Origin of the sequence: Collinsella aerofaciens (genome assembly GCF_039758965.1) — a bacterium.
Taxonomy (GTDB): Bacteria; Actinomycetota; Coriobacteriia; order Coriobacteriales; family Coriobacteriaceae; genus Collinsella; species Collinsella aerofaciens_BR.
Genome location: NZ_JBDMSL010000017.1, coordinates 1 through 14,798, shown reverse-complemented (window position 1 = coordinate 14,798; position 14,798 = coordinate 1). Strand labels below are relative to the sequence as shown.

Genomic DNA, 14,798 nt, shown 5'->3' with positions numbered 1-14,798 from the left:
TGATTGGTCGTCCGCGGAAAGGGTCGCGATGAAAAAGCTCAGGACGCTTGCTGACGTACTGCGACAGGCTGGCTTTGCACGCATCACGGGCCTGTTTCTTATCTTTTACCTGCTGTGCTCGACGGCCGTCTGGTTGTCCGAGCCCACGACCCTCACGTTTGGTGATGGTCTGTGGTTTAGCTTTGAGACGGTCTCGACCATCGGCTTTGGCGACATTCCGGCCGAAACGCCGATTGCCCGCGCTATTACCGTCGTCTTGAGCGTTATCAGCATTTTCTACATCGCCATGCTCACGGGCGTGGCGGTGAACTACTGCAATACGCTCATCAAGATGCGTCAAAAGGACACCATGGCGCGTTTTATGGATAATCTGGAGCATTTGGAAGAGCTCGATCGTGACGAGCTTGCCGATCTTTCGCGTCGCGTGCGCGAGTATCGTCGACGCCAGCGCTAGAACGGGCGCCACGCGTCACGATGAGGGGGACTGAATATGAATATCACCGTGTATCTGGGTGCCAGTGTCGGCAATGATCCGGCATTTCTGCCCGCGGTGCAGGAGCTAGGCAACTGGATTGGCGCCAACGGGCACGCGCTGGTATACGGCGGGTCCAAATCGGGCCTGATGGGTGCGCTCGCCGATAGCGTACTCGAGGCGGGTGGACACGTGACGGGTGTGGAGCCGAGCTTTTTTATCGAGGCCGAGTTTCAACATGACGGTATCAACGACCTTATCGTGACGAGCGATATGGCAGAGCGTAAAGCAAAGATGATCGAGCTCGGCGATGCGTTCATCGCCTTTCCCGGTGGGACGGGTACGCTCGAGGAGATTGCCGAGGTTATGTCCGCGGTATCGTTGGGACACCTGAGTGCTCCGTGCATCCTGTATAACCTGGACGGTTACTACAACGACCTTAAGGCGCTGCTCGAGCACATGATCGATAAGGGCTTATCGAGCCCACGGCGCCAGCAAGGCATTTACTTTGCCGAGGATCTGCACGAAATCGCATCAATTATCAACGGATAAGCCTTGAGCCTGTCCCGCCGTGGTCTCCGGTGGCTCCGTTTGCAGCGCAGACGGTTGGCTTGTCTGGGCCACGCTCGCTCTACAATAAAGCGTATCTATGTCGACTTTGACCGCGGGAGGACCCGATGGACAACCTTGCCAAACCCACAAACCGCGCGCTGTTTTTAGTTAGCGTTGCCGTGACCGGTGCGTTCGCAGGCGCCGCGGTCTGGCTGTTCTTTTTTGCGATGGAGCACGGCATCGACTATCTATGGACCGAGATTCCGCACGCGCTGGGCGTCGCTTCGCCCGAGCTTGCCAGCGGTCCGTTTGGCTTTTTGCCGTACCCGTTTTTTGTCTGCCTGCTGGGCGGCCTGTTAATCGGTCTGTACGAAAAGATGACAGGCACCAAGACCGATGATCTCAACCAGGTGATGGCTAAGGTTAAGCAAGACGAGCGCTACCCATACGACAACCTGGGCAAGCTTTCGCTCGCGGCGTTGCTGCCGCTGCTGTTTGGCGGAAGCATTGGACCGGAGGCCGGCCTGACCGGCGTTATCGCCGGTCTGTGCAGCTGGGTCGGCGACCGCATGCGTCGCTTTGGCGCCGAGTTTAGGGAGCTCACGCTGCTGGGTACCCAGGCTGCCCTGACGGCGCTCTTTACCGCGCCCGTCTTTGGCTTTGTGGCGCCGCTTGCCGGTAGCGCCGACGGCGACGAGGGCTCTGCGTCCGACGAGATCACGATCAAGCTGCCCAAAGCACAGAAGACCGTGGTCTACGGCATTGCGATTGCCGGCGGCCTGGGCACCTATCTGCTGCTCGGCCAGCTCATGGGCGGCGGCATGGGCATGCCCAGGTTCGAGTCCGCCGAGGTGGGCAACCTGGAGCTTACCTGGCTCATTCCGCTGGCGTTGGTTGGCACCGTTTGCGGTTGGCTGTACTTTGTCTCCGAGCATGCAAGCGAGGCATTGTCCCATGCAATAGGGGAACGTCCTGTCGTCAAGGCCATGCTGGCCGGTCTGGCGCTCGCCACCTGCGGCACGGTCCTGCCCTACACCATGTTTGCCGGCGAGACCCAGGCCGACGTGCTCATGGAAACCTACTTGACCATTCCCGTCGGCGTGCTTATCGCGACCGGTCTGGTCAAGGCCATGCTGACCCCCGCCCTCATCAACCTTGGTTGGCGCGGCGGCCACTTCTTCCCGGTTATCTTCTCGGGCGTAAGCCTGGGCTATGGCCTTGCCATCCTCACCGGCGCAGATCCGGTCTTTTGCGTCGCCGTCTGCACGGCATCGACGATGGGCGCCGTTATGCGTCAGCCCGTCATGGTCGTGGGCCTGCTGCTCATGTGCTTCCCGCTCAAGGGTATCGTCTGCATGATCATCGCCGCCGTTATCGCCGCCGGCATTCCGCTGCCCAAGCCGCTGCGCAAGTAGCGCGGTTTTTCACGAGTCAATTCCAGGGGTACAAGATGATCCTGTACTTTAGCGCGACAGGGAACAGCGAGCATGTGGCGCGTCGCATTGCAGCGGCGACAAGCGACAAAGTTATGTCGATTGAGCGCTTTGATGCCGAGATCCTTTACCTTGCTGTGATGGAAGGCCCCTGTCGGCTGGGGTTTGTCGCCCCGGTATACGCCTGGGGCTTGCCGACGCCAATGATCGAGTTTTTGAAGACTGTCGACCTATCGGTTGCTGCCGGCACAAAGGGCGGCGAGCGCCCCTATACGTTCTATGTCTCGACATATGGTTCGACGACCGGGCAATCGGCCAAGTTCGCCCGCGATCTGCTACACGAGCGTGGGCTCGAGTTAGATGCGGCGATGAGCGTCAAGATGCCCGATACCTGGACGCCTGTTTTCGACCTGTCTGACCCTCAAAAGGTTGAGGGTATCAATAGAGCTGCCGAGGCGCAGATTGATGCCGTGATCGAGGCGGTGCGGGCACGCCGCACGGGCAACATGATGCGCCATCGCGTGCCTCTGTTTGCATCGTGCGCGTATCACGCAATTGGGCTGCCGCGCATGCAACAGACGAGCAAGTTTGCCGTCGATGCCGATCGCTGCATCGGCTGCGGCCTGTGTGCCAAGCGCTGCCCCATGGCGGCGATTGAGATGCGCGACGGCCTTCCCGTCTGGACAAAGCCGGAGTGCGCAGCCTGCCTTCGTTGCCTGCACTGTTGTCCCAAATTTGCCATCTCGCACGGTAAGCGCACGGCATCCCACGGTCAGTACAGGCATCCCAAGCCAGGTGTGAGGATGTAGCGGCTGCTGGCCGCGCTACTTCCAAACTGCGAGCGCGGCGGTGCCCAGTACGATGAGGGCGAGACCGATGACGCTGCGTCGTGAGAGTTTTTCGTTGAATGTCAGGCGCGCAAATAGTACTGATACGACAATCGATAGTTTGTCGATCTGCACCACGACGCTCACCTGGCCTGTGGCGATGGCGTAGTAATAGAGCAGCCACGATGCTCCGGTCGCGATGCCCGATGTTGCGAGAAATGTGAGTTCGCGCCGGTCAGCGTGCGCGACCTGATCCAGCTTTCCCTTGGCTGCCACGATCGCCCATGCCATAACCAGTACCACGCAGGTGCGGATTGCCGTGGCCAGGTTTGACTCGACGCCTTCGATGCCAACCTTGGCAAGGATGGACGTGAGCGCCGCGAACACGGCGGCGCCGAGGGCGTAAGCGAGCCAGGCCCGGTCTTGCTGCTGCTCGGGTCCGGCAGACTGCTTCTTCTCGATCATTAAAAACGTGCCGAGGGTGATGACAGCGGTTCCCACGAGCTTAACCGCAAGGTTGCTCGTCTCGCCAAAAAGCACGATGGCGATCAGTGCGGCGAGTACGGTGCTCATCTTGTCGACCGGTACGACCTTATTGACGTCTCCGATGTCCAACGCCTTAAAGTAACAGATCCACGAAGCACCGGTAGCGAGTCCCGAGAGGACGAGAAAGAGCCAAGATCTGGGTTCGATGCTGCCGATGGTTCCAATGGATCCAGAAATGCCCGCCATTGCCCAGGCGAAAACGAGCACCACGCAGGTGCGAATGGCCGTCGCGACATCGGAGTCGGTCTGCTTGATGCCGCATTTGGCCAGGACAGATGTGATGCCGGCAAAGAAAGCCGACACAAATGCTGCTGCGACCCACGACACGGGTGAAATGCCTCCCCAAAGAACAACCGCGCCAGATTTACGGCGCTCGTCCGATGATACCGTCCCGCCATGAAGCTTTGATATCGCTGTGGTGAGACAGGGGCCATAGTTCGAGAGGGCATTTGGTTAAGGCTCGAATCGAAGGTGAATGGTTTTCCGCGAAGTGAACGAGTAAATCTGGACCCCTGGAACATGCACACTTTTTTCGAACAAAACTGCAGGATTCTTAGACAAAAACCGCAGGAATTGAGTCCTTAAAAATGTCGATGCTACAGGGCACTGTTTTTACTCGTTCACTTCTCGGAAAAGTATTCACCTTCGATATGCTGACGGTGTCTTTTTGGTTGCCAAGAACTAGACGGCCTGCTGTGAGGGGCGGTGGTGACGCTATGCCGCCTTGTTTCATTGAAAAAATAAGCGGGGTACCACCTAAGCTTTTTTAGCTGTCGATTACAGATCGCGTACTCGATAAACCTTGGTGCTGACGGTGCAGCTGATTGCACATAGCGCGAGGGCAAGTACGGCGATGCCTGCACACAGACAGCTAAGAACGGCAGGATCGGGATTCGCCCCGGCAATCGACATGAGCCAGTTGCTGATGGGGTTGGAGGAACTCAGCATTGCCATGGTGCCGCAGCCAAACAGAGCAAACAGGCCAAGGGATAGGCGCAGCGCCTCCATGTGTCCAAATCGGTAGAACAGCGGCTGTGTCAAGAATACCATCATGAGGGAGATGAGCATCGATGCCGCCGAGGCGGTTGCGATTTCAAAGATCGTCTGGCATATCGAAGGGATGCCCATGGGGTCGAAGAGCGGAAGGGCGAGGATGTTCAGAAGCGTAGCCGCGCATGCCATGACGACCGAGAAGACAACGATGCACAGGTAGCGTGCACAAATAATGTCTTTGCGCGAGAAGGGCAACGTTGCTCGATAACGCTCCCAGCCGTTTTGGTTATCGTAGCCAGCTAGCGAGTTCATGATTATGATGGGCGACATTGCACTGACCGCACAGGCGCCGGCGCTCATGCCGGAATCGCCGTCTGTCGCGTTGGCAAGGGTCAATACGACGAATATGAACAGGCCGACACCTGCGATGCTCGGGACGAGCGTGCGAACGATGGCAAGCTCGGACATAATGGCGCGTTTCATTTCAAAGCCCCTTTCAGCATGAGGCGCAGATAGTCATCAATGGTTGCCCGATCACAGGGAATCTCGGGAAAGGCCTCGAGCGTTTCGCGACGGTTGGGCACGAGCACGTCCACGCTATAGGCGTGGTGGGCGGCGCGGGCGCCTTCGACGTAAGCCATAAGCTCGGCGGCCTGTGCCTGAGTGCAGTGGGCGATGCCGGCGCGGTCGGTAATTTCCTCGCGCGGCAGGTCAAACACAATCGAGCCGTTATCGATGCAGATGACGCGGTCGGCAGCACGATCGAGATCAGACGTAATGTGGCTCGAGAGCAGCACACTGCGCTGGCCGTCGGCGACAAAGGCGAGCAGCTCATCGAGCAGTTCCTCGCGTGCCATGGGATCGAGGCCCGCGGTGGCTTCGTCCAAAACGAGCAGCTTGGCATTGTGGCTGAGCGCGCAGGCGAGCTGCAGCTTCATACCCATGCCGCGGGAGAGGTCCTTGACCTTTGTCTTGGGATCGAGGCCAAATCGGTTGATGAATCCGGCGAACGTTTCGCGGTCCCACGTGGGGTACGCCGGGCCTACGAGCGCCTCGATCTGGCCCACCTTGAGCGTGGAGGGGAAGGGGCACGTGTCCAGGACAAGACCGACGCGGGAGCGTAGATGGCGTTGCGTCTCATCGGGCGCGTCGATGCCACAGCGCTGCCCAAACAGGTGCACCTCGCCGGCATCGAGTTTGATAAGCCCGAGCGCGGCTCGAATCGTCGTTGTTTTGCCGGCACCGTTGGCACCCACAAAGCCGACGATCTGGCCAGGCTCCACGGCAAGCGTGACGTTGCGCAGCGAAAAGCGGTCGCTTACAGTGCGTGAGATGCCTTTGAGTTCAAGCAAGTTTTGCATGGTATAGCCTTTCTTGCAGATGGCTACTGCATGGTTTCGGGGGCTACGAGGTCGAGCATCTCGTGCAGCTTGTCGCGCGTGACGCCCAAGGCTTCGGCTTGGCTTGCCGCTTTTGCAAGCAGCTCTTCGATATGGCAGAGCTGGTTTTCGCGCAAGAGTTCTTGGTTGCTCTCGGTGACAAAACAGCCCTTGCCCTGTACGGTGCAGATAAACCCGAGCTGCTCCAGGTCGGCGTAGGCGCGCTTGGTGGTGATGACGCTCACGCCAAGATCGCTCGCGAGTGCACGGATGCTGGGGAGTTTGGCTCCCGCAGCGAGCGTGCCCGAAAGGATTTGAGCTTTGACTTGCGAGGTTATCTGCTCGTAGATGGGCTTGTCGCTCGAATTGGATAGGATGATGTCCACAGCGGCTCCTTAGCTGATGGGCTACACGTGTATATAACCGGTAAGCACAGTATATATACACTATGCACAGTTCTGCAAGAGGCAATTGCGGATTGCCCGCTCGTTCATTCATCTCAATCTGTAACATCTGGAACCGATTTGGACGGCTACCTGTTACAGATTGAGATTTTGCTGGCGGGCCCCACCTGTTTGTCTAAATCTGTAACAGGTAGAGGTTCAAAAACCGTCTAGATGTTACAGATCGAGACAAACTGCTGCGGAGTGCCGCCATCGACTGCTACCCTGGCCCTAACTGATGAATTTGTCCTGATAGGTGCCCTATGGCGGGATTTCGCGGCTACAATAATGCGGTTACAACGACGTAATGCACTCAATGCAAGAAAGGATCCGCATGGCAAGCCTGTCGGATGAAATCTCGTCGCGTCGCACATTCGCGATCATCAGCCACCCGGACGCCGGTAAGACCACGCTTACCGAGAAACTGCTGCTCTATACCGGCAGCATTCAGACCGCCGGCTCGGTCAAGGGCAAGAGCTCGGCCAAGCATGCCGTCTCGGACTGGATGGACATCGAGAAGGAGCGCGGTATTTCCGTTACCTCCTCGGTCCTGCAGTTCACCTACAACGGCGCCTGCGTCAACATCCTCGATACCCCCGGCCACCAGGACTTCTCGGAGGATACCTACCGTACCCTTATGGCCGCCGACGCCGCTGTCATGGTCATCGACGGCGCTAAGGGCGTCGAAGCCCAGACCAAGAAGCTCTTTAAGGTCTGCACGCTGCGCCACATTCCCATCTTCACCTTTGTGAACAAGCTCGACCACGAGGCCCGCGACCCGTTTGAGCTCATGGAAGAGATCGAGAATGTCCTGGGCATCAATACGTATCCCATGAACTGGCCGATCGGCAGCGGCCGCAACTTCCGCGGCGTGTTCGATCGTCAGACTCGTCACGTCATTGCCTTTGAGGGCGACGGCCACGCCAACGCCACCAAGAAGGTCGCCGAGGTCGAGGCCGAACTGGGCGATCCTTCCATGGACGAGCTCATCGGCGAAGAAAACCATAAGAACCTGATGGACGATATCGAGCTGCTCGATGGTGCCGGCGACGAGCTCGATTTGGATGCCGTGGCCTGCGGCAAGCTGAGCCCGGCGTTCTTTGGCTCGGCGCTCACCAACTTTGGCGTGGAGCCTTTCCTGAAGGAGTTCCTGCGTCTGGCCCCGACGCCGCGCGCCTATACCGATACGCTCACCAGCGAACCGGTCGATCCCTGCCGCGACGACTTTAGTGGCTTTGTGTTTAAGATCCAGGCCAACATGGACAAGAACCACCGCGACCGCATCGCCTTTGTGCGCATTTGCTCGGGCAAGTTCGAGCGCGGCATGGACGCCTTCCACGTGCAGGGCAACCGCAAGCTTAAGCTTGCTACGGGCACTTCGATGATGGCCGATGACCGCGCCATCGTGGACGAGGCGTACGCGGGCGATATCGTGGGTCTGTTCGACCCGGGTATCTTTAGCATCGGTGATACCGTGTGCTCCGGCAAGCGCCACGTGCAGTACCCGCAGATCCCGACGTTTGCCCCCGAGATGTTCGCTCGCATTACGCAGGTCGATACGCTCAAGCGCAAACAGTTCGTCAAGGGTATGGAGGAGCTTGCCCAGGAGGGTGCCATCCAGATCTTCCGCGAGCTTGGTGCCGGCATGGAGAGCGTCATCGTGGGCGTGGTCGGCGTGCTGCAGTTTGAGGTGCTCGAGCGCCGCCTCAAGGCCGAGTACCGTGTTGAGGTTCGTCGCCAGCCGCTGCCCTATACGGACATTCGCTGGATCCAGAACGACCCCGATACCATCGATATCCCGGGCCTTTCGCTCACGCGCGACACGCTGCGCGTCGAGGACATGCGCGGCGGTAAGCTGCTGCTGTTCACGAGTCCGTGGAACGTGGATTGGGCAACCGATCACAACCCCGATCTTATCCTGTCGGAGTTTGGCAACGTAGCCTTTTAACGCATCGGCGCGGTGGCCCTGTGGGGCTGCCGCGCCGCTTGCTTGCCTGATGCCGTGTGAGCGGCTATCATACCCACCGTCGTCTCAAGACCGGGGCGTCCGAGCAGTTCGGGTCCGATATCCTGCTCGTAAAACCTAAAACCAAAGGAGTACATAATGATCAAGAAGGTCATGGAGGACTACAAGGTCCTGTTGCGGAGCATTCCCGCGGCAACGGTTTCGCTGTTTTTCGTGAGCGTCATCATGATGAACCTGCTGGCCAACAAAGAGCTTATCAGCCTGCCGTATCTGGCACTCGATTGCGGCTTTGTGGTGAGCTGGGTTTCGTTTTTGTGCCAGGACATGATCTGCAAGCGCTTTGGCGCCAAGGCATCCATCAAAATCTCCATCCTCGCGCTGGCAGTCAACCTCGCCGTGAGCCTGTGCTTTTGGGCATGCTCGCTCACGCCCGGCATGTGGGGCGCCTACTACGACACGGGCATGATCGAGGTCAACACTGCCCTAAACGCCACCATCGGCGGCACCTGGTACGTGGTGCTGGGCTCTTCGCTGGCAATGCTCGTTTCTGCCGTGGTTAACTCCACGCTCAACCAGTCGCTTGGCCGTATGCTCAAAAAGAATAACTTTGCGAGCTTTGCCTTCCGCTCCTATGTGTCCACGGGTGTTGGCCAGTTTATCGACAACTTGGTCTTTGCCATCGTGGTGAGCCACACCTTCTTTGGTTGGACCTGGGTGCAGGTCCTTATGTGCTCGCTGACCGGCGCTGTTGCCGAGCTGCTGTGCGAGGTCTTCCTGAGCCCCGTGGGCTACAAGGTCGTGCGCGGTTGGGAGCGCGAGAACGTGGGCGCCGAGTACCTCGAGCGCCACGCAACCGCCTAAGGAGCAAGTATGCGGGTTTTGATCACGGGCGCTTCGGGCGGTATCGGAGCTGCGTGCGTGCAGCGCTTTTTGGATGAGGGCCACGAGGTCGTGGGCTTTGATCTGCTGCCGGCGACGATCGAACACGAGCGCTACCGCCATCTGATTGTTGATGTCCGCGAGCCTAACTCGTTTCCAGGCGACCTTGAGCCTCAGGTAATCGTGAACGTTGCCGGTACGCAGGATTCGGCCGATGACATCGCCGCCAACCTGTGTGGCACCATCAACGTGACCGAGCGTTACGCCTTTGTGGGGGAGGGGCTTGCCGCCAAGCCGGCGCCGGCTATCAAATCCGTGGTCAATGTGGGGTCGGCGAGCGGGCATACGGGATCGGAGTTTCCCGCCTATGCCGCCAGCAAAGGCGGCGTTATCGCCTACACCAAAAACCTTGCAAATCGCCTGTCACCGCAGGCCATCGCCAACAGTGTGGACCCGGGTGGCGTTATCACGCCGCTCAACCGTTGCGTGATGGAAGACGAGCACCTGTGGAACCAGATTATGGAGCTCACGCCGCTTAAACGCTGGGCTACCGCCCAAGAGATCGCCGAGTGGATCTACTTTGTGGGCGTGACCAACCGGTTTATGACCGGGCAGAGCCTGCTGATCGATGGCGGCGAGGCCGGCCGCACACAATTTATTTGGCCCGAATAGGAAACGCGCCCGATGGAAAGCCGTCGGGCGCGTTTTTGATGTATCGATTTTTAGCCGAGGCAAGTCCAGTTGACGGGGGTCGAGCCGTGTTGCTCGAGCAGTTCATTGGCAGCGGAGAAGGGGCGCGATCCCATAAAGGCGGGGAGTTCTGCCGTGGCACGGTTGGCCGAAAGCGGCGAGGGGTGCGTGGATGCCAGGCAGAACTTGCCGGTTGCCTTGCCCGCGCCAGTTGCGGCGAGCTTGCCTTCAACCATCTGCTGGGCAAAGCGACCCCATGCCAAAAAGATTACCGGCTGGGGCAGCTGGCAGCAGCGTTCGATAACGTAGTCGGTGAGCGTGCTCCAGCCCAGCTTGGCGTGCGAGTTCGCGGCATGCTCGCGCACGGTGAGCGTAGTGTTGAGGAGCAGGACGCCCTGTTGTGCCCATGGGGTTAGGTCTCCCGTGGCGGGAATGGGGCAGCCCAGATCGGCTTTGAGCTCCTTATAGATGTTGCGCAGGCTTGGCGGCAGCTTGGTTTGCGTTGCGGGGACCGAGAACGACAGCCCCATGGCCTGGTTGGGTCCGTGATAAGGGTCCTGACCCAAGATGACAACTTTGACCTGGTCGGCCGGCGTGTAGGCGAGGGCATTGAGGATGTCGTCTTGTGCTGGGTAGATAGTCTGCTCGGCACGCAAAAGGGCGATGCGCTCGAGCAGCTGGTTCGTAGTGTCACGTACCGGCTGCGGCGCATCGCCCAACCAAGTTGCTATGTTGCGGTCGCGAGTTGCGGTGTCCATGGGGCTCCTTTATGGCAGATGCTCTGTTGGCATCTATTGTAAAGGCGCACCGGTTGCCTTTATGCCGCGGCTGTATAAGGAGTGGGGTCTACGAGACGCGCTCGGGCGCTCCTGCCATGCGAGCCTGTCCATGCGCGCGAAGGCGCGGGAGCTGCACGGTTGCTGCCATGACGCCGGTGAGGATGAGAGCGGCACCAAAGAAGGCGATGGGGCTCAGGACCTCGCCGACCAGGAAGAACGAGAAGACGGCGGAGCAGACTGGCTCGAGCGAGAAGGCGAAGCCGGTGGTCTCGGCAGGCACGTGGGGCTGCACGAGCGTCTGGGTGATAAAGCCGTAGGCAGAGCAGATGAGTGCGAGCGCAACGACGACCACGATCTCGCTGGGCGTACTGGGAAGCGTGAAGCCGCCAAAGGTGAATGCGGCGATGCCCGAGAACAAGCCGCCAAAGCCCAGCTGCCAAACGCCCAGAGCAAGCGGATTGACTTCTTCGACAAACCGCTTGGCGACAATGATGTGCCCGGCGTAGACAAAGGCGGAGAACAACATGATGAGCGCGCCCGGGTTCAGGCTGGTGAAGTCGGCGCCCGAGAGCAGCAACATACCGCAGGTGACGATGGCAGTGCCGACGAGCATTTTGCGTTCGGGTGCGCGGCGCAGCAGGGCGGCGTTGGCAAACGGCACGATCACGACCGTCAGGCTCTGCAAAAAGCCGGCAGTGGAGGCGGAGGTGAGGCTGGAGCCCAGGCACATGCAGGTGAGTTCGGTTGCCATAATGGCGCCGATGATGGCGGCGCGGACCATAAGGTCACGGTTGATGCGCAACGCGTGCTTGTGGAAGAGCAGCAGGCAAGCCGCAAAGGCGATGATACAGCGCAGCGCAACGATGCACGTGGCGTTCATGCTGTCCATGCCGATCTTCATGAGGGGATACGAAAAGCCCCATGCGACGGGAACGGAAAATGAGAGCGCGATTGCTTTTTTGCGATCCATGGGACTCCTTTTGTTACAGAACGGTTTCGCACAAAGGATTCTGCTCCCAGATTTGGATGTAGTAAAGCGAATGTATCTTCAGTATGATTAAGAAATACTAATGTTGACAGAAAAACCCTGGCAAAACGTTTTACGGCTGCATTGATGTGGAGGCACGATGGCATCGCGGTATCAGATTGTTTGTATGGTGGTCGATCGCGGCAGTCTTAAGGCCGCGGCGGACGAGTTGGGCTATACGCAAAGTGCGGTGAGCCAGGCCGTCAAGGCGCTCGAGCGCGAGCTGGGCACCACACTTATCGAGCGCGGTAAGCAGGGCGTTTCGCTTACGCGCGACGGTAAACAATATCTGCCGTACCTGCGCCAGATTGTGACCGCCGAGGCCGAGCTCGAGGGCAAGCGCCAGGAGCTGCTGGGGCTTTCGTCGACCGATATTCGCATTGCGACGTTTACCAACGTGAGTCGCACCGTGCTGCCGCGTGTGATCCGCGACTTTGGGGCCCTGCACCCGGGCGTACGCTTTACCCTCAAGCAGGGCGATTACACGCGCAACGCTCAATGGGTGCACGATGGGGTGGTTGATTTTTGTTTTACGGCGCGCGGATTTACCGCTGGGCTCGAGAAGCGCGTGGTCTATCACGACGAGTTGGTGGCGTTGTTGCCTGTCGCGCATCCGCTGACGGCAAAGGAAAAGGTGACGCTCGCCGACCTGGCGTCCGAGCCGTTTGTGCTGTTGGATGAGGGCGAACAGAGTCTGGTGCTCGATGCATTTGCGGCGCATGGCCTGTCGCCGCACGTGACGAGTGAAGTGACCGACGACTACACCATCATGGCGATGGTGGAGGAGGGCCTAGGCGTGAGCATGCTGTATCGCCGTACCGTTGAGGGCATGCAGGCCGATATTCGCGTACGTCCTATCGTGCATGCCCCCTCGCGCGACGTGGTGGCCGCCTGGCGCAGCTGGGACACCATGCCCATCGCCACGAGGCACTTTATCGACTATATGAGCTCGCATATTGTCAATTAATGACTGGCGTGGCGTTGAGTGCGGTGTTTAGCGGGCTGTCGCTTTGGCTTGGGTGGCGCGATAGGTGCGTGCCGGGTGGCAGAGTAGCACCGCCACGACCATAAAGAACGCCGTGGTGCCCAGGCTGATGGGGTAGACCATCATGATGTTTGCAAAGGTGCGGAAGTGCGGGAACACGCAGAACACCCAGTAGAAGCGGATGCCGCAGACGCAGATCATGGTGATGAGGGCGGGCGTGAGCGAGATGCCAAAGCCGCGCAGGTAGCCTGACATGTTTTCGTAGAACATGCTAAAGGCGTACGCCGGGAAGATCGAACACACGCGGATATAGCCGATTGAGACAATGTTGGGATCGCTGTTGAACAGCGACAAGATCTCGCGCCCCAGGCCGACAATAACGATAATTGTGGTGAGCGCGACGATACCGCCTTCGACTAGGCAGACCTTGAGCGTTTTGGTGCAGCGATCGATCTGGCGGGCGCCGTGGTTTTGTCCCACAAAGGTGGTGCAAGCCTGGCTAAAGCTGTTGAGCAGGTTGTAGCACACGTACTCCAGACTCATGGCGGCGCTCGATGCCGCCATGACCTCGGTGCCCAAGCTGTTGATGGCAGACTGGATGATGATGTTGGCGACAGCAAAGACGGCGCTTTGGATGCCGGCGGGCAGGCCGATCTTGACGATGCGCTTGAGGGCGACGGGGTCGATAGCTAGGTCGCGTAGGGTGACGCGGACGACGGAGTCGGTCTTGAGAAGGCGGATAAAGAGCGTAGCGGCGCTGACGGTGTAGGCGATGGCGGTGGCGATGGCGACGCCCGCGACGCCCCAGTGGAGTATTGGGACAAAGATGAGGTCCAGGCCAATGTTGAGGACGGTGGACACGGCAAGCGCCTGCAGCGGCATGCGGGTGATTCCGACGGAGCGGAAGATCGCGGCCTCAAAGTTGTAGAGCAAGATCGAGGGCATGCTGAGCAAAAAGACGCGCAGATAGAGTGAGGCGAGCGGCATGGTCTCGGCGGGAACGTTGAGCGCGGCGAGCATGGGCTCGGCAAAGATCTCGCCCAGTGCGATGACGACAAAGCCCACGAGTGCCATTAAAATTGAGGTATGGACGGCGCGTTTGACCATGTTCTGATCGTTGCGGCCGATAGCGTTGGCGATGACCACGTTGGAGCCAAGTGACATGCCAATAAACAGGTTGAGCATAAGGCTGGTAAGCGGAACATTGGAGCCGACCGCCGCCATGGCGAGGGTTCCCTGGTCACCCGAGAAGTTACCGATGATGACCGTGGCGATGAGGTTCGACAGCTGCTCCAAGATGCTCGTGGCGGCCACGGGGAAGGCGAACAGGGGAATATTGCGCCACAGCGAGCCGGTGGTCATGTCAATGTGCTTAGATACGGTGTCAGCCATACGCTCTCAATCTCTAATATGCTCTTTCGTGCTTATTTGCGCAGACGATGATACTCCTAATCGCCTAGTCGTTGGGTGTTCCTATAGTTTTGTCAACCGTCGGGGCTACTCCCGGTAGGGCACCCGGTCGCGCATCACGGCGTATATCGCCCTGAGCCGCTTCCTCGCGACGGCCTTGAGCGCCCGCCCGTGCCCCATGCCCCGTGCCCTGCAGGCCCGGTAGTACTCGCCGTAGCGCCCCGAGGACCTCACCAGGCTGTTGCACGAGAAGATCAGCAGGGACTTGAGCCTCGCGTCGCCGCGCCTGGACGCCCTGACCGACCTCACCGACGTGCCGGAGCTCCTCACCCTCGGGGCTATGCCGCAGTACGAGGCCAGGTGGTCGTGGTCCGGGAACCTCCCGATGTCGACCGACACCGCGAGCTGCGCTGCGGT

The 14,798-nt window shown here is 59.3% G+C and carries 16 protein-coding genes; 8 read left to right on the top strand and 8 right to left on the bottom strand.

The window, feature by feature from the left end; all coding sequences use genetic code 11:
* Nucleotides 1-28 precede the first annotated feature (28 nt).
* The 4 genes from ABHU32_RS06705 (at nucleotide 29) to ABHU32_RS06690 (ending at nucleotide 3,266) form a co-directional block, all read left to right on the top strand.
* The gene (locus ABHU32_RS06705; RefSeq protein WP_346979455.1) at nucleotides 29-454 is read left to right on the top strand and encodes a potassium channel family protein; all 426 of its coding nucleotides are present in this window, start codon (nucleotides 29-31) and stop codon (nucleotides 452-454) included.
* Between the two features lie 36 nt (nucleotides 455-490).
* A complete protein-coding gene (locus ABHU32_RS06700) occupies nucleotides 491-1,024 on the top strand; it encodes an LOG family protein (RefSeq protein ID WP_346979454.1) in 534 nt (177 codons plus the stop codon).
* Between the two features lie 125 nt (nucleotides 1,025-1,149).
* Nucleotides 1,150-2,439 carry a chloride channel protein gene (locus ABHU32_RS06695; RefSeq protein ID WP_346979453.1) on the top strand — a complete coding sequence of 430 codons (1,290 nt, stop codon included), beginning with the start codon at nucleotides 1,150-1,152 and terminating at the stop codon, nucleotides 2,437-2,439.
* Nucleotides 2,440-2,474: 35 nt separating this feature from the next.
* Entirely contained in the window at nucleotides 2,475-3,266 is a 792-nt protein-coding gene (locus tag ABHU32_RS06690; RefSeq protein ID WP_346979452.1) for an EFR1 family ferrodoxin, read from the top strand.
* A gap of 15 nt (nucleotides 3,267-3,281) precedes the next feature.
* Here ABHU32_RS06690 and ABHU32_RS06685 read toward each other — a convergent pair whose 3' ends face one another.
* The 4 genes from ABHU32_RS06685 to ABHU32_RS06670 all read right to left on the bottom strand — a co-directional run bounded on the left by ABHU32_RS06685 (nucleotide 3,282) and on the right by ABHU32_RS06670 (nucleotide 6,588).
* A complete protein-coding gene (locus ABHU32_RS06685; RefSeq protein ID WP_346979451.1) occupies nucleotides 3,282-4,157 on the bottom strand; it encodes an EamA family transporter in 876 nt (291 codons plus the stop codon).
* A 450-nt stretch (nucleotides 4,158-4,607) separates the two neighbouring features.
* On the bottom strand, nucleotides 4,608-5,306 hold the full coding sequence (locus tag ABHU32_RS06680; protein ID WP_346979450.1) for an ABC-2 transporter permease: 699 nt from the start codon (nucleotides 5,304-5,306) through the stop codon (nucleotides 4,608-4,610).
* Nucleotides 5,303-6,184 carry an ABC transporter ATP-binding protein gene (locus ABHU32_RS06675; RefSeq protein ID WP_346979449.1) on the bottom strand — a complete coding sequence of 294 codons (882 nt, stop codon included), beginning with the start codon at nucleotides 6,182-6,184 and terminating at the stop codon, nucleotides 5,303-5,305. The genes ABHU32_RS06680 and ABHU32_RS06675 overlap by 4 nt, the downstream gene beginning before the upstream one ends.
* A gap of 23 nt (nucleotides 6,185-6,207) precedes the next feature.
* On the bottom strand, nucleotides 6,208-6,588 hold the full coding sequence (locus tag ABHU32_RS06670) for a GntR family transcriptional regulator (RefSeq protein WP_346979448.1): 381 nt from the start codon (nucleotides 6,586-6,588) through the stop codon (nucleotides 6,208-6,210).
* A gap of 391 nt (nucleotides 6,589-6,979) precedes the next feature.
* Between ABHU32_RS06670 and ABHU32_RS06665 the strand changes: the two genes are divergently transcribed.
* From ABHU32_RS06665 to ABHU32_RS06655, 3 genes are all read left to right on the top strand, one after another.
* Entirely contained in the window at nucleotides 6,980-8,593 is a 1,614-nt protein-coding gene (locus tag ABHU32_RS06665) for a peptide chain release factor 3 (RefSeq protein WP_118081383.1), read from the top strand.
* Nucleotides 8,594-8,749: 156 nt separating this feature from the next.
* Nucleotides 8,750-9,472, top strand: coding sequence for a VUT family protein (locus ABHU32_RS06660; RefSeq protein ID WP_240125889.1), 723 nt, complete (start codon nucleotides 8,750-8,752; stop codon nucleotides 9,470-9,472).
* 9 nt (nucleotides 9,473-9,481) lie between these two features.
* A complete protein-coding gene (locus ABHU32_RS06655) occupies nucleotides 9,482-10,162 on the top strand; it encodes an SDR family NAD(P)-dependent oxidoreductase (protein WP_346979447.1) in 681 nt (226 codons plus the stop codon).
* A gap of 50 nt (nucleotides 10,163-10,212) precedes the next feature.
* Here the strand turns inward: ABHU32_RS06655 and ABHU32_RS06650 are convergent, their stop codons facing one another.
* Both ABHU32_RS06650 and ABHU32_RS06645 read right to left on the bottom strand, forming a co-directional pair.
* On the bottom strand, nucleotides 10,213-10,938 hold the full coding sequence (locus ABHU32_RS06650; protein ID WP_346979446.1) for a uracil-DNA glycosylase: 726 nt from the start codon (nucleotides 10,936-10,938) through the stop codon (nucleotides 10,213-10,215).
* A gap of 88 nt (nucleotides 10,939-11,026) precedes the next feature.
* On the bottom strand, nucleotides 11,027-11,929 hold the full coding sequence (locus ABHU32_RS06645) for a DMT family transporter (protein ID WP_346979445.1): 903 nt from the start codon (nucleotides 11,927-11,929) through the stop codon (nucleotides 11,027-11,029).
* Between the two features lie 157 nt (nucleotides 11,930-12,086).
* On the opposite strand from ABHU32_RS06645, the gene ABHU32_RS06640 reads away from it, so the two are divergent.
* A complete protein-coding gene (locus ABHU32_RS06640; RefSeq protein WP_346979444.1) occupies nucleotides 12,087-12,953 on the top strand; it encodes a LysR family transcriptional regulator in 867 nt (288 codons plus the stop codon).
* Nucleotides 12,954-12,980: 27 nt separating this feature from the next.
* Here the strand turns inward: ABHU32_RS06640 and ABHU32_RS06635 are convergent, their stop codons facing one another.
* Entirely contained in the window at nucleotides 12,981-14,363 is a 1,383-nt protein-coding gene (locus tag ABHU32_RS06635; protein ID WP_022093969.1) for an MATE family efflux transporter, read from the bottom strand.
* Between the two features lie 105 nt (nucleotides 14,364-14,468).
* A partial coding sequence (locus ABHU32_RS06630; RefSeq protein WP_346979443.1) for a transposase occupies nucleotides 14,469-14,798 on the bottom strand: 330 nt, incomplete at its 5' end.